Source organism: Actinoplanes subtropicus, assembly GCF_000721705.1.
Lineage (GTDB): Bacteria > Actinomycetota > Actinomycetes > Mycobacteriales > Micromonosporaceae > Actinoplanes > Actinoplanes subtropicus.
On sequence record NZ_JOJL01000003.1, the window covers coordinates 120,895 to 135,342 of the forward strand.

The 14,448-nt window shown below is 71.2% G+C and carries 15 protein-coding genes; 7 read left to right on the forward strand and 8 right to left on the reverse strand.

Going from position 1 to position 14,448, the window contains the following annotated elements:
- The first annotated feature begins 13 nt into the window (after window positions 1-13).
- From IH26_RS0105235 to IH26_RS0105250, 4 genes are read left to right on the forward strand one after another with little or no spacing between them, the layout of a single operon-like run.
- Window positions 14-430, forward strand: coding sequence for an ester cyclase (locus tag IH26_RS0105235; protein WP_030434951.1), 417 nt, complete (start codon window positions 14-16; stop codon window positions 428-430).
- Entirely contained in the window at window positions 427-1,026 is a 600-nt protein-coding gene (locus IH26_RS0105240) for a DJ-1/PfpI family protein (RefSeq protein ID WP_030434952.1), read from the forward strand. The genes IH26_RS0105235 and IH26_RS0105240 overlap by 4 nt, the downstream gene beginning before the upstream one ends.
- A gap of 14 nt (window positions 1,027-1,040) precedes the next feature.
- Window positions 1,041-1,421: a nuclear transport factor 2 family protein gene (locus IH26_RS0105245; RefSeq protein WP_051807567.1), complete on the forward strand. Its 381-nt coding sequence runs from the start codon at window positions 1,041-1,043 to the stop codon at window positions 1,419-1,421.
- Window positions 1,422-1,425: 4 nt separating this feature from the next.
- Window positions 1,426-2,625: a low temperature requirement protein A gene (locus IH26_RS0105250; RefSeq protein WP_063763653.1), complete on the forward strand. Its 1,200-nt coding sequence runs from the start codon at window positions 1,426-1,428 to the stop codon at window positions 2,623-2,625.
- Here IH26_RS0105250 and fdhA read toward each other — a convergent pair whose 3' ends face one another.
- Window positions 2,626-3,873 (reverse strand): formaldehyde dehydrogenase, glutathione-independent, encoded by a 1,248-nt coding sequence (gene fdhA, locus IH26_RS0105255; protein ID WP_030434955.1) that lies wholly within the window; start codon window positions 3,871-3,873, stop codon window positions 2,626-2,628.
- A 193-nt stretch (window positions 3,874-4,066) separates the two neighbouring features.
- Here fdhA and IH26_RS0105260 point away from each other — a divergent pair, with 193 nt between their 5' ends.
- Together IH26_RS0105260 and IH26_RS0105265 are read left to right on the forward strand one after the other, a co-directional pair.
- A complete protein-coding gene (locus IH26_RS0105260; protein ID WP_030434956.1) occupies window positions 4,067-4,996 on the forward strand; it encodes a daunorubicin resistance protein DrrA family ABC transporter ATP-binding protein in 930 nt (309 codons plus the stop codon).
- A complete protein-coding gene (locus tag IH26_RS0105265) occupies window positions 4,993-5,751 on the forward strand; it encodes an ABC transporter permease (RefSeq protein ID WP_030434957.1) in 759 nt (252 codons plus the stop codon). The genes IH26_RS0105260 and IH26_RS0105265 overlap by 4 nt, the downstream gene beginning before the upstream one ends.
- On the opposite strand, the gene IH26_RS0105270 is transcribed toward IH26_RS0105265, so the two are convergent.
- The gene (locus IH26_RS0105270) at window positions 5,706-8,702 is read right to left on the reverse strand and encodes an ATP-binding protein (RefSeq protein ID WP_030434958.1); all 2,997 of its coding nucleotides are present in this window, start codon (window positions 8,700-8,702) and stop codon (window positions 5,706-5,708) included. The genes IH26_RS0105265 and IH26_RS0105270 overlap by 46 nt on opposite strands.
- Window positions 8,703-8,827: 125 nt before the next feature.
- Window positions 8,828-9,295, reverse strand: coding sequence for a VOC family protein (locus IH26_RS0105275; RefSeq protein WP_030434959.1), 468 nt, complete (start codon window positions 9,293-9,295; stop codon window positions 8,828-8,830).
- Between the two features lie 89 nt (window positions 9,296-9,384).
- On the opposite strand from IH26_RS0105275, the gene IH26_RS0105280 reads away from it, so the two are divergent.
- On the forward strand, window positions 9,385-10,347 hold the full coding sequence (locus IH26_RS0105280) for a helix-turn-helix transcriptional regulator (RefSeq protein ID WP_030434960.1): 963 nt from the start codon (window positions 9,385-9,387) through the stop codon (window positions 10,345-10,347).
- Window positions 10,348-10,351: 4 nt separating this feature from the next.
- Here IH26_RS0105280 and IH26_RS0105285 read toward each other — a convergent pair whose 3' ends face one another.
- The 5 genes from IH26_RS0105285 to lspA form a co-directional block, all read right to left on the reverse strand.
- Window positions 10,352-11,029, reverse strand: coding sequence for an NADPH-dependent F420 reductase (locus IH26_RS0105285; protein ID WP_030434961.1), 678 nt, complete (start codon window positions 11,027-11,029; stop codon window positions 10,352-10,354).
- 77 nt (window positions 11,030-11,106) lie between these two features.
- Window positions 11,107-11,727 (reverse strand): LytR C-terminal domain-containing protein, encoded by a 621-nt coding sequence (locus IH26_RS55540; RefSeq protein WP_051807570.1) that lies wholly within the window; start codon window positions 11,725-11,727, stop codon window positions 11,107-11,109.
- On the reverse strand, window positions 11,708-12,220 hold the full coding sequence (locus IH26_RS0105295) for an RNA polymerase sigma factor (protein WP_030434963.1): 513 nt from the start codon (window positions 12,218-12,220) through the stop codon (window positions 11,708-11,710). The genes IH26_RS55540 and IH26_RS0105295 overlap by 20 nt, the downstream gene beginning before the upstream one ends.
- 381 nt (window positions 12,221-12,601) lie before the next feature.
- Complete coding sequence (locus tag IH26_RS0105300; protein WP_051807588.1) at window positions 12,602-13,321, reverse strand: DinB family protein; 720 nt, start codon at window positions 13,319-13,321, stop codon at window positions 12,602-12,604.
- Between the two features lie 322 nt (window positions 13,322-13,643).
- Window positions 13,644-14,219 carry a signal peptidase II gene (gene lspA / locus IH26_RS0105305; RefSeq protein WP_051807589.1) on the reverse strand — a complete coding sequence of 192 codons (576 nt, stop codon included), beginning with the start codon at window positions 14,217-14,219 and terminating at the stop codon, window positions 13,644-13,646.
- Window positions 14,220-14,448: the final 229 nt, after the last annotated feature.

Sequence of the window (14,448 nt, forward strand, 5' to 3'; positions counted from 1 at the left end):
CCAGGGAGGCACGATGCCCAGCACCGGCACCGATTTGGTCCACCTCTATTACGAGCAGTTCCTCACCGCCCCCGGCGACCTGACCGTCGCCGACAAGATCATGACGGACGACGTGGTGTTCCGGAATCCGATCTCGCCGGACGGCATTCACGGCATCGCCGAGTACAAGGCGTTCGCCCGCCGCTGGTACGTCGGCTTCCCGGACCGCGTCTTCACCGTCGACGACACCGTCGAGTACGGCGACAAGGTGGCGGCCGCGTTCACCATCACCGGCACGCACCTCGGCGAGTTCCAGGGCGCGAAGCCGACCGGCAACCCGATCGTCGTCAACGGGATGAACCTGTTCCGCATCCGGGACGGGCGCATCCAGGACGTGCAGGCGTTCTTCGACTCGGTCCAGCTGCACCGGCCGCTCGGGATCACCGGATGAGCGCCAGGGGCGTGATCGGCGTCCTGATCGAGGACCACTTCGACCAGACCGAGTACCGCCTGTTCAACGAGTTCTTCCCGGCTCGGGGGTACGAGGTCCGCTATCTGTCGCACCTGTGGGGCAACCCGTCGCTGACCTTCGGCGGCAACCCCGACAACGGCACGGTCGAGGAGCACGTCACGGTCACCGCCGAGGTCGAGGACGCGGACCCGGCGCAGTTCGCGGCGATCATCCTGATCGGCGCGTACGCGATGGACCGCCTGCGCTATCAGGTCACCGTGGCCAAGGGCCGGCCGAACGCCGCGCCGGCCGTGGAGTTCATGCGCAAGGTGCTGCGCCGCCCGGGGCTCAAGGTCGGCACGATCTGCCACTCGCTGTGGCTGCTCTGCGCCGACCCGGCGCTGCTGCGCGGCCGCCGGGTGACCTGCGCGCACAACATTCTGTGCGACGTGGAGAACGCCGGCGGCGAGGTGGTCTACGCCGGCGAGTCGGTCGCCGACCTGGTGATCGACGGGGACCTGATCTCGGCCCGGCACCCCGAGGTCACCACCGAGTTCCTGCAGGCGCTCGTCAAGGAAATCGAGAATCCCAGCTGAGGCGGAGGTGCGGCATGCCCGCGGCAGACCAGATCAGAGCCACCGTGCTGCGGTACGTGGACAGCTTCAATCGTCAGGACCGGGCCCAGTTCCTGTCCCTGTTCGCCGACGACGTCGTGCAGATCGACCCGGTCGGCTCGGCACCCCGCACCGGGATCGCCGCGCTCGCGGCGTTCTGGGACGGGCTCTACGCGAGCTGCGACGGTGTCGACTTCCGGGTCACCGACCTGGTCGTCTCCGGCGACGAGGCGGCCCTCGTCTTCCACCTCACCCAGACCCTGTCGAGCGGCTTCGTCGACATCGACGGCGTGGACGTCTTCGCGATCGGCGACGACGGCCGGATCGCGTCGGTCAAGGGCTACTCGGACGCCGACCACGTGAAGCAGCGCGGGTGAGTAGATGGCCTCGCCCGGTATAGCGGCGAAGGGCGTTCCGCCGCGTCGCCGGCCCCCGCGGTTGCGGACGGCCGGCGACGCGGTGGCCGAACGGCACGCCACCAACCTGGAGCTCTTCTTCGACCTGGTCTTCATGGTCGCGGTCGCGGAGCTGGCCGAGCTGCTCATCGACGATCCGACGCCGGCCGGTTTCCTGCGCTACGGCCTGCTCTTCGTGCCGGTCTGCTGGGCCTGGGTGGGCTACACGTTCCTCGCCGACCGGTTCGACAACGACGACGTCCCGCACCGGGTTGTCATGATCAGCGCGATGCTCGCCGTCGGCGGTCTCGCGCTCGCCCTCCCACACGCCTTCGGCGGCGGTTCGGGCCCGATCCGGTTCGCCGCCGGCTACGTCGTGGTCCGGGTGCTACTGATCTTGCTGTACGCGCGGGCCCACCTGCACGTCGAGACCGCCCGCCCGCTGACCGCCCGCTACCTGACCGGTTTCGTGCTCGGGGCGGCGGTCTGGTTGCTCTCGATCTTCGTGCCGGCCGGCGCCGTCCGATATGGACTCTGGTGCCTGGGCCTGGCGGTCGAGATGCTCACCCCGCTGCTGTCGGCGAAGGCGATCGCCCGGGTGCCGTTCCACGTCTCGCACATCCCCGAGCGGTTCGGCCTGTTCGTGCTGATCGTGCTCGGCGAGACGGTCGCGCTGGACGCCATCGGCATCACCGAGGGCGGCGCCGACCCGGTGGCGATGGCCGCGGCCGCGAGCGGCTTCCTGATCACCGCGGCGCTCTGGTGGCTCTACTTCGACTGCGTGGATCCGTCTCCGCTGCGCCGCTGGCTGTGGACCGGCGCCGCGTACGTCTACGGCCACCTGGTCATCTTCGCCGGGGTCACGCTGACCGGCGTGGGCACGCTGCTCTCCGCCCTGTCCGTGAGCCGCCCCGACCTGACCGGCACGGCCCGCTGGGCCCTGTGCGGCGGCACCGGCGGATTCCTGCTGGCGATCGGCCTCATCCACTGGGTCGACAAGGCACCGCGCGGCGACCTGCGCGCCTGGACCCGGGTCTCGCTCGGCGCGATCTGCCTGGTCGTGGGCGCCCTGGGTACGGGCCTTCCGCCGATGGCGGTCGAGGGCATCCTGGCGATCGGCCTGGCCGGCCAGGTCTTCCTCGAACTCCACCGCATCTGCCCGCCCCTGGGCACCCACCGTCAGTGATCAGGCGGCCCGGGAGCCGAGCATGCCGTGCGGGTCCAGCACGTACTTACGCGCCGCGCCCTGGTCGAATTCCTGGTAGCCCCGCGGCGCCTGGTCCAGCGTGATCGCGGTGGCGTTGACGTTCTTCGCGATCTGCACCTTGTCGTGCAGGATCGCCATCATCAGGTTGCGGTTGTACTTCATGACCGGGCACTGGCCGGTCACGAAGGAGTGCGACTTCGCCCAGCCGAGCCCCAGGCGCAGCGAGAGCGAACCGACCTTCGCCGACTCGTCGACGCCGCCCGGGTCGCCCGTCACGTACAGGCCGGGGACGCCGATCGCGCCGCCCGCCCGGGTCATCGTCATGAGCGAGTTCAGCACGGTCGCCGGCATCTCGGTCCGGGCGTCCTGGCCGTGGCCGCGGGCCTCGAAGCCGACCGCGTCGACCGCCGCGTCCACCAGCGGCTCGCCGATCGCCGGCGCGTCGTGCCCGAGGATCTGCTGCACCTGCTCGGCCGGGTCGCCCTCGGCGACGTTCACCGTCTCGCAGCCGAAGCTGCGGGCCTGCGCGAGCCGCTCCTCGTTCAGGTCACCCACGATCACCACGGCCGCGCCCAGCAGGAACGCCGAGGTGGCCGCCGCGAGGCCGACCGGGCCCGCGCCCGCCACGTACACCGTGGAACCGGAGGTGACGCCGGCGCTGACGCAGCCGTGGTAGCCGGTCGGGAAGATGTCGGCGAGCATGGCCAGGTCGAGCATCTTCGCCATCGCCTGGTCGCGGTCCGGGAATTTCAGCAGGTTCCAGTCCGCGTACGGGACCAGCACGTACTCGGCCTGCCCGCCGATCCAGCCGCCCATGTCGACGTAGCCGTACGCCGAGCCCGGCCGGTCCGGGTTCACGTTCAGGCAGACCCCGGTCTTGCCCTCCTTGCAGTTGCGGCACCGGCCACAGGCGATGTTGAACGGCACCGAGCACACGTCGCCGGGCTTGATGAACTCGACGTCCGGCCCGACCTCGACCACCTCACCGGTGATCTCGTGGCCGAGCACCAGGCCCTCGGGGGCGGTGGTCCGCCCACGCACCATGTGCTGATCGCTGCCGCAGATGTTGGTGGCGACCGCCTTGAGGATCGCCCCGTGCCGGACCTTCCGGCCGATGTTGGCCTTGTTGACGCCCGGCCCGTCCTTCAGTTCGTACGTCGGGTAGTCGATGTCGTGGACCTCAACGCGTCCGGGTCCCTCGTACACCACTGCTCGGTTTCCTGGCATCTCCTGCCTCCTCTCACACCGCCAGTCTTCACCCCCACAACGTGATCAAAACGGAGCGATTGTCGCAGATCAAGCCGATAGTGGCATTGGTTACATATGGCAACTGAATCCGCCATGAATCCGCCGTGAAAGCGGGCGCGCGCAGGCTTCCCCAGGTCGCGGCGACGAGCGCCGCGCTGACGGAGGGAGCGGCATGCCCAGCGCGATCGCGGTCTCGGGCCTGCGCAAATCGTTCGGCGACAAGGTCGTGCTGGACGGCATCGACCTCGAGGTGCCGGCGGGTACGACGTTCGCCCTGCTCGGCCCGAACGGCTCGGGCAAGACCACCACGGTGCAGATCCTGTCCACCTTGATCGGCGCGAGCGGCGGCACGGCGAGCATCGCCGGCCACGATCTCGCCACCGAGCCCCAGGCGGTACGCGGAGCGATCGGCGTGACCGGCCAGTTCTCGGCGGTCGACAACCTGCTGACCGGCGAGGAGAACCTGATCCTGATGGCCGCCCTGCACCATCTGGACCGGGCCGAGGGCCGGCGCCGGACGGCCGAGTTGCTCGACCGGTTCGATCTCGTGGATGCGGCGAAGCGGCTCGCGTCGACCTACTCCGGGGGCATGCGCCGCCGGCTCGACCTGGCGATGACGCTGATCGGCCGGCCCCGCGTGATCTTCCTGGACGAGCCGACCACCGGGCTCGATCCGCGCAGCCGGCGGCTGATGTGGCAGATCGTGCGGGAGCTGGTGGCCGGCGGCGTGACCATCTTCCTGACCACGCAGCAGTTGGAGGAGGCCGACGAGCTGGCCGACCGGATCGCGGTGCTCGACGGCGGCAAGGTGGTCGCGGCCGGGACTCCCGACGAGCTCAAACGCGGGCTCCCGGGTGGGCACGTACGGCTGATGTTTCAGGAAAAATCGGACCTGGATGCTGCGGTGCGGGCCGTCGAGCACGGCTCGCCCGACGATGAGGCGCTCACCCTCGACGTGCCCAGCGACGACGGAGTACGAGCCCTGCGGGATCTTCTGGACCGGCTGGACAAGGCGGGCATCGAGGTGGCGGGCCTGGACGTGCGCACCCCCGATCTCGAGGACGTCTTCTACAAGCTGACGGAGAAGGAGGCGGCGCGATGACCGACGCGATGACGATGGTGCGGCGCAACTTCGCGCACACCCGGCGCAACCCCGGCGCGATCATCATGACGATCGCGCTCCCGGTCGTACTCCTGCTGCTGTTCGTCGGTGTTTTCGGCGGCGCGCTGCGGGCCGGCTTCGGATCGAGCGAGGACTACATCGACTACGTCGTGGCCGGGGTGCTGATCATGGCGGTCGGCTACGGCAGCACGACCACCGCGCTCGCGGTCAACCGGGACATCACCGAGGGCGTGATCGCCCGCTTCCGCACCATGGCGATCTCCCGCGCCTCGGTGCTGACCGGACACGTCGTCGGCTCCACGGTGCGCACGCTGGCCGGTGCCGTGCTGGTGGTCCTGGTCGCGCTCGCCCTCGGCCTGCGGTTGCACGGCGGACCGCTCGGCTGGCTCGCGGCGGCCGGCCTGCTGGCGCTGCTCACGATCGCGATGACCTGGCTGGGCGTGGCGGCCGGCCTGGCCGCGAAGACCGCCGAGGGGGTTGCCCCGTTCACCCTGATCGTGCAGCTGCTGCCGTTCCTGAGCAGCGCGTTCGTGCCGCCGGGGTCGATGACCGGCGCGCTCCGCTGGTTCGCCGCGCACGAGCCGTTCACGCCGATCATCGACACCTTGCGCGCGCTGCTGCTGGGCACCGCGATCGGCGACCGCTGGATCCTCGCGGTCGGCTGGTGCCTCGCGCTGGCCCTGGCCGGCTATCTGTGGGCGCGGGCGCTGTTCGCGCGGGACCCCAACAGATAGGCCGACGCCGCGGTCCGCAATTCTTCAAGACCCATTCCGGCGTACGCGGAGACCGCCTCCGCGTACGCCGAGGGGTGCGCCTCTTCGGCGATCTTCCGGGCCCACGCCGGCGACATGGTCGGCTGGAACTCCAGCCGCAGGCCGAACCGGTCGGCCAGCGCGATCATCCGGGCCTTCGCCGCCGCGTCCGCAGTGGACAGGGCGATGGCCAGCAGGAGCGTGCCGCAGCTCGGCAACTCCACCGCCGACGCGGCGGGCAGCCGCGCCGCCAGCACCGAGGGCAGCGCGCCGGCGTGCTCGGCGATCAGGTCGAGCCGGCCGTGCCGGGCGTGCGCGATCACCGCGACCGCCGACACGTCCCGGGCCCAATGGGCGTCCTCGGCGCCCTGCACGTTGTCGGCCGCCCACCGCCACAGGCTCAGCCCGGCGTCGATGTCGCCCCGCCCGAGCAGGATCTCGGCGCGCGCACACGTGTCGAACGTCGGCCGCCAGGCCTCCTCCAGCGTGTTCCCGCCGGCCAGCCGGTCCAGCCCCTGCTCCGCCTCCTCGAACGCGCCGCGTTGCAGGTTCGCCACCACGATCGCCCAGCGGGCGCGCGCCGCGCTGGGCCATGCCCCGAGCTGCTCCATGATCGACAAGGCCGCGGTCAGGTGCAGGTACGCCTCCCGCCCCGGATCCGCCTGCAGGCACAGCTCGCCGATCCGGGCGTGCGCGAGCGCCCGCAGCCACAACGTGCCGCCATCCTCGAGCCGGGCCAGCATCCGCCGTGCCGCCGTCATCGCGCCGGGCAGATCATTCAGGATCTCCAGCAGATGGCTGTGCGCGAAGCCGGCGACGCCGGCGACCAGGGGCCATTCGCTGTCGCACAGCTCGCTCAGCGCGGCCACGTCCGGCGCACACAACGCGATCTGCACCGCCCCGACCATCGTCGACGGCTCGGGTGGCGGGAGCCGGCGCAGGGTGGCCAGGGCGCGCAGCGGTTGCGGCTCGCGCATCAGATAGGCAATCACCGCCGACCACACCGCCGCCGTCCGCACCGCCTCGGTGAGATCGCGATCGCCGGCCGGCCGCACCCGGGACAGCGCCTCGGGCACCTCCCGGGCCAGCGCGGCGAGCCGGACGAGGTTCGAGTCGGTGATCCACAGTGTGCCGAGCAGGGCGGACGCCGCCGCGACCGTGGGGTGGTCGGCCCGGTCGAGGGCGGAGCGGAGTGCCTGCGCGAAGTTGTCCTGCTCGGCCCGGATGGTGTTCACCACCCGTACGAAATCAAGGTCTTGATCTGCCTCGGGCAATCGGGCCCAGAAGTCGCGCACCCAGGCGAGGAACCGATCGTCGGTCTCGCCCGCGTCGGCCCGGCGCGCCCGGCCGAACTCGCGCACCGTCTCCAACATCCGGAACCGGGTGCCGGCCACGCCCTCGACCACCTCGACCAGCGACTGGTCGACAAGTTGCTCGACCACGGCGTCGTCCCCGGTCAGGAAGGTTGCCGCGGCGATCGTGAAACCCCCGGAGAACACCGATAGCGTACGCATCGCCGCCTGTGCCCGCGGCTCCAGCAGATGCCAGCTCCAGTCGATCACCGCGTGCAGCGTGCGATGCCGTTCCGGCGCGTCCCGCCCACCGCCCCGCAGCAGCGCGAACCGGTCGTCGAGCCGCCTGGTGATCTCGTCGACGGACAGCACGCGGACCCGCGCCGCGGCCAACTCCGCGGCCAGCGGAAGGCCCTCCAGCGACGCGCACAGCTCGCGCACGCTCTGCTCCGGCAGGCCGGCCGACGGCCGCGCGGCCCGCGCGCGCTGCTCGAAGAGCGCCACCATGGTCGCGAGATCCAGGCGCGGAAGCGGATGGACCGCCTCCGAGGACAAGCCGAGCGGCGACCGGCTCGTGATCAACAAACGCACTTTCCCGGTACGCGCGACCACCTCCCGAACCAGCGCGGCGACCTGGTCGACGACGTGTTCGCAGTTGTCCAGCACGACCAGCGCCGCCCCCTGGTCCAGGGTGGCCAATATCCCGGCCGGCCCCGGCGCGTCCGCGACGCCCACCGCCGACGCGACCTCGCCCAGCACGTCGCCACCCGCCGGGACGCCGGCGAGCTCGACGAAATGCACCACCCGCTGCGGCGCCTCCCGGCCCACCGCATGCGCGAGCCGGGTCTTGCCGAGCCCACCGGTCCCGACCACCGAGACCACCCGGTGCGCCCGGAGAAGTTCCAGCACGGCGGCCACGTCCCCGGCCCGCCCGAGCAGCTCGTTGGGCTCGTGCCGGAGCCCGTTCCGCACCACCGGCGCGTCCCCCGCCAGCAGCTCCCGCTGCACCTCTTGAAGCCCAGGTCCCGGGTCACTGCCCAGTTCGCGTCGCAGCCCGCGCCGGTACCCCTCGTACCGCTCGAGCGCCGCCGCCGTCCCCGCCACGACAGCCTCGCTGCGCAGCAGTTCCGCCAGCAGTTCCTCGTCGCGCCCGTTGTACAGTTCGGTCAGCGGCCCGATCGCCTCCGCCGCCAGCCCCAGGCGCGACAAGGCCAGCGCCCTCCCCCGCCGCAGCTCGTCCTTGGCCGCCGCCTCGTGCGTCCCGATCAGCGACAGCCCCGCCTCCGCCTGCGCCAGCGCCTCGGCGTGCTCCCCCGCCCGCGCGGCCCGCCGGCAGGCCTCGGCGCGACGCCGCACGGCCAGGAGGTCGACCTGTTCGTCGTCGAGCGCCAGTCGATAACCGGTCGCCGTGCTCACGATGATGTCCCCGCCGAGCTGCGCCCTCGCCCGCGAGACGACGGTCTGCAACGCCTTGGCCGGGTGCTCGGGCGGCTCGTCACCCCAGAGCGCCTCGACCAGCCGCGCGGCGCTGCGGCCGCCGTGCAGCTCCTCGGCCAGCGCCGCCAACAGCGCGCCGACGCGTCCCCCGCGGACCTCGACCCCGTCCCAGGAGACCGCCCCCACCAGCCGCAGCCGCACCACGCTGACACGCTATCGCGCGTGCCGCTTTCAGGATGCTGTCAACCTCCCGCCGGCGGGTCATCGCCCGCTCGCCATCGCCGCGCCGGAGTTCCGGGGCCTCGGCACGGCCCCCAGAACTCCACGGCTCATGCGGCCGCGTACGGAGCGGCGACGTCGAGAATCCAGGTCACGCCGAAGCGGTCGGTCAGCATCCCGAACGCCGGCGCCCACTGCGCCGGCCCGTACTCCTCGACGACGGTGGCCCCGTCGGCCAGCTTGGTCCACAGCGCGCCGACCTCCTCGGCGGTCTCGCCGCGCACGGACATGAAGAACGGGCGGCCGGTCAGCGTCATGCCGTTCTCGCGCCGGGTGGCGGCCGGCGCTTCGACCGGCGCTTCGGCGTGGCCGGGCACGTCGTACGCCATGATTCGGAAGCCGTTCCCGGCCGCGACCTGGCCCCAGACCACCTTGCCGGAGTCGGGCAGCTCCTCGGGCATCCCGAAGTCGCCGTAGGTGACGAGGGTGAGGTGGCCGCCGAAGACCGACCGGTAGAACTCCAGTGCCTCCCGGGCGTCGCCGCGGAAGTTGAGGTGGGTGGTGGTGGTGATGCTCATGATGACTCCCTGTTTCCGTTTCTGGCCCGCCCACACTGGCAGCCATAGGTGCCAGGTTGTGTCACCCGCGTACGGCAGGATCTGGATTTGTGCCCACCACCTCAGCCCGCCTGCTCGTGCTCCTGTCGTTGCTGCAGACCCGCCGGGACTGGTCCGGCTCCGCGTTGGCCGAGCGCCTCGCCGTCAGCCTGCGCACCGTGCGCCGCGACGTGGACCGCCTTCGCGAGCTCGGCTATCCCATCGCCGCCGGCAAGGGCCCCGACGGCGGCTACCGGCTCGGCGCGGGCAGCGATCTACCGCCGCTGCTGTTCGACGACGAGCAGGCCATCGCGCTCACCGTCGCCCTGCAGATCGCGGCCACCACCGAGGGCAACGGCCTCGCGGAGCCGGCCGCCCGGGCCCTGCACACGATTCGGCAGGTCATGCCCGCCCGCCTCCGCAACCGCATCAACGCCGTCGAGGTCACCGCCGTCAGCCGCCCCACGTCCCAGCCGGGCGCCCCGGTCGCCGGCGACCTGCTGCACGCGCTCGGCGCCGCCGTCCAGGCACGCGAGACACTACGTTTCGACTACGGCGCCCAGCCCTCGCGCCGGGTGGAGCCGCACCATGTGATCACCTGGGCCGGCCGCTGGTACCTGGTCGCCTACGACCTGGACCGCGACGACTGGCGCACCTTCCGCGCCGACCGGATCGCGTTGCGCACCCCCAACGGCCCTCGGTTCACCCGGCGAGAGCTGCCGGGAGGCGACGTGACCACCTTCGTCACCAGTCGTTTCCGCGGCGCCACCGACGCCTCCGGCGACTGGCCCTGCCGGGGAACGGTCATCCTCCCGTTGCCCGCCACCACCGTCGCCCTCTACACCCGCGACGGCATCGTCGAGGAACTCGGCCGGGACCGCTGCCGGCTGACCCTTGGCTCTTGGTCGTGGGTCAGCCTGGCCGCCGCCATTGCCCGCTTCGATGCGGACATCGAGGTCGTCCGCCCGGCCGAGCTGGCCACCGCCTTCCAGCGCCTGGCCACCCGATTCGGCGCGGTGACCTGGACCTCCTGAGGCCTCAGGCCCCGATGGGCTTCGCCGCGGCGACCGCGTCCCGGACAACGTGCGCGCTCGCCGGCGTGCCAGGAATTACCCCATAGGGACCGTACGGAGTCACGTAGACCGGGGTGTCCCGCTGGGTCCGCCAGTTCTCGGCGAGCGGGCCGACGTCCACCGTGTCGAAGCCGAGGCTGTCGAAAAGCTCGGTGACCGCCTTCTTCGCGGCCTCGTCGTCACCGGCGATCGGTAGCGCCGACCGGTCCGGGCTGCCCGCCGGCCGAGCGAGGGACCGCAGATGCTCAAACCAGATGTTGTTGAACCCCTTCACCACGTGGGCCTCCGGGAGATGCTTCTGCAGCAGCTCACCGGTGGTGCTGGAGCCGTCCTCCAACGCCTCGAAGACGCCGTCGCGCTCCGGGTAGTAGTTGTTGGTGTCGATGACCACCTTGCCCGCCAGCGGCTCCACCGGAACGTCCCGGTACGCCCACAGCGGCACGGTCACCACCACGACGTCGCCGGCCGCGGCCGCCTCGGCCGGGGTCGCGGCGCGCGCCTTCGGCCCCAGCTCGGCGACCAGGTCCCGCAGGGTCTGCGGGCCACGCGAGTTGCTCAGCACCACGTCATGCCCGGCGGCGACCGCCAGCCGCGCCACGGTGCCGCCGATGTTGCCACTACCGATAAGTCCGATCGTCGTCATGCCACCGCCAACCTCGGCGCTCCCCCCACCGATTCCGCCCGGAGCACCACCGTGACGGGCGGCACACCGGCCGCCGGTCACCGCCGTCGGACCGAAGTGCACTGCGGCGGCGCGGTGGGCTCGCCCTGCTGAACCAGGAACTGATTGACCTCGGTGGTCGTGTGGAACGAGGTGAACCCCGGCCCCACCGTCAGGTCGATGACGTCGTCACGGCGTGACGGATCGAAGATCGCCACAACATAGCCCGGCAGGTACGCCCGCAGCAGCGCCGCGTCGCCGATCGCCGCGGGCCCGTACCGCACGACGACGCCGCGTTTGAGATCGCCGGCCGGCTGCTCGGAAGGGCGGGCCGTCGCCGTGAACCGGCGATTGCGGAGCCCGGTGAGCGCCTTCTCCGCCGTCCCCGCGCCCGCCCCGCCGTCGATCACCCGGACCTTCACCTCGGCCGGCTCGTCCGGCAGCGAAAGCGTGCAGGTCAGCCCGTTGGACGCGGCCGAAACAGCCGGCTGCTGTGTCCCGGCGTGCGTGGCGCCGAACCCGCCCCCCGCCACCACGACGGCGACCGCCGCGACCACCGACGTCCGCTGCCGCCACGCCCGGCGACGCCCCCGCGCCCGCACGGCGGCGGCCGGCAGCACCTGCACCTGCCGGGCCTCGGCTTCGAGCTCCCGAAGCCGGTCACGAAGCGGAGTTGACACTGTTGACCTCCTTCTCCCCGAGCAGCCCGGCGAGCGTGCTCCGCCCACGGGAAAGCTGTGCCTTGACCGTCCCCACCGGCGAGCCCACGCTCGCGGCGATGTCACCGACCGACATGTCGAACAGGTAATACAGCGCGAGAACCTGCCGCTGCGCCCGCGGCAACCGCTGCAACGCCCCGACCACCGCCACCCGATCGGGCGACGGGCTCGCGCTCGCCTCCGGGGGCGGCCCGAGCCGCGCCAGCGCCGCCAGCCGCCGCCGCAACCCCCGCCACCGGTTCACCGTCAGCCGCCAGGCCACCATCCGCACCCAGGCCTCGGGGTCGTCATACCCGCTCACCCGCGCCCAGTGCTGCCAGGCCCGCGCAAAGGCCTCCTGCGCAATGTCCTGCGCCTCGGCCCGGTCCCCGCACGCGGCATACACGTAGAGCACGACCCGATGAACCGCCGCGGCATAGAGGTCGTCGAAGTCGTCACTCCCGCTGCCCGTCATGTCCCCGCTTCCGTTCGCTCCCCCACATCCGGAAACACCCCGCTGCACCCACTCAGGTTGCATCGACTGCGGCGGGCGATCTCTCTCACCGGCGACGGTGGACCTTGCCCGCCCGCGGATGTGGAAGCATCCCTACAGTGAAATGGGGACGCGCTCGCCGTTCGCAGGCGGCTCTGCTGGAGGAACAGTCGCTCGCCCTGTTCCGGCAGGGCCGGGTTGCCGAGGCCGTGCCGTTGCAGGAACAGGCCGTAGAGCTGGTCAATGCGGGTCATCGCCGCGCAGGGCGAGAGCACCGTCGACGACCTGGCGATGCTCGGCGCGCTGAAGAGGTCGCCGGCCTTCCTCTCACGCTCGCCGAGGTCAGGGCATCGTGGCCGGCCCCTACCCGGCGTCCGGAGCCTCGATCAGGTCGAGGTCGCGGACGCAGAAGCCGTGGTGTTCGAAGGTCTCGTTGAGCACCGTGCCGAGGCACTGCCGCACCGAGCGGCCCCGGGCGTACGGCGGCCAGACATCGTCGTCGGGCACCGGCGCTCGCGCCGCGAGCTGCCCAGCGGTGACCTTGTCGAGCCAGGCATCGAGCTCGGCGGCCTGGGCGTCACGCACGCTCACGATCTCGTCGAGGTCCGGGTCGAGCGAGAGGTCAAGGCCGTGCGCCTCGCGGTAGGGCTCGACGGTCGTCCCGATGCCCATCGGCGTGAACAGCTCCGTCGAGCCCAGGCAGCAGCGGCGGAACCACGAGTCGTGGACGAAGACCAGATGGCGCATCGTCTGCACCGCCGACCACTCGTCGTTCACACTGCGGCGCTCGATGCCGGGCGTACGACGGATTCGTTCAATCGTGGCGGCCCAGCCGGCATGAAGCTGACGCGATGCCTCGCGCAGATCGGCTGGGTCCTCGGAGCGAATCAGCACCCGCACCGGATGACGCCGGTCGAGCTCTGCCTCGACGTACTGCGCGACCTCGACACCGTTCACCACGAGGTTGGTGATGAGCCCGTCGATCACGGCATCCTGCATGACGACGCCGATCAGGCGTGCCCCGGTCAGATCGCACTCGCGGAACTCCGCACCGCGCAGATCCTCGTCGGCATATCGCGTCATGCTCCGCATACTAGGTCGGAGCAGCGGCAAGCCAGCCCCCGGCCGCCGCCGCGTACGGCAGAGGCGGAAGTAAGCGAAAGTTGCACCCACCACAACAAAATGCCATCGCGGTGGTTTCAGCGGGCTCGGCCCCTGAGCCAATACGGCACGCACGCAGCTCTCGAGATTCCGGTGCAAGACGGGCCCACGACATCTTTGCGATCTCTGGCGTTACGGTTCCGCTATCCTCTGGCGCACATTCCGTGAATGATCTCCGCAGGCCTGATCGAGCGCCCGACGCCACAAAGCACGCCGACCACATCGGCCGGATACGCGCCGGACGTCACCTGGTCGACTGGGTGCGTGAGCCGTCACGTGCTCGCCCTGTCAGCTCGAGCACGACCGCCAGCACAACACCGACGGTGAGGCACATGTCGGCGACGTTGAAGACCGGGAAATACTGGGCGTCCGGCCCGAAGAGGCTGATCATGTCGACCACGTGCCCGCGCAGCACGCCCGGATCGCGGAACAGGCGGTCGCCGAGATTACCCAGGGTCCCGCCGAGCACGAGACCAAGCGCGAATGCCCACGGCTTCGAGCGAAGGCGCACCGCCACCCAGCCGATCCACCCGGTGACCGCGATGGCCACCAGCGGAAACACCCACGTGTGACCGCTTCCGACGCTCCACGCCGCACCGCTGTTGCGCCACAGGCACAGATAGACCAAGCCGCCGAGGATGCGGACCGGCTCGTTCTCGGTCAGCCCGTTGGTCGACAGCTCCTTGACGAGCTGATCCAGCGCGACCGCCAGCACTGCCACGACGCCGAGCACCGTGACGGCCTTGGTCGAGACCCCGGTTGCAGTCTGCTCGGCCCCCCGTAGATGCGAACTCAGGCCGGGCCGGCCGGTATTCGACATCGTCATTCCTTCCCTGCGGGCGGCACGGCGGAACGCGAGCCGTAGAGGCCAATAGTTACCACACGGTGATCCGGAACGGCCCCCGGCTCGCGCTTCCGCGAGCAGGGGGCCGCCATGCCGTGGAGGCGCTGGCCGCTTACTTGAACCCTGCGGCGCACGTACAGCACCTGCGCACCATCCTGCACCCGCCCAGCCTGGGCGCCGACCAAGCTCGAGGTCGTTCAGCTTT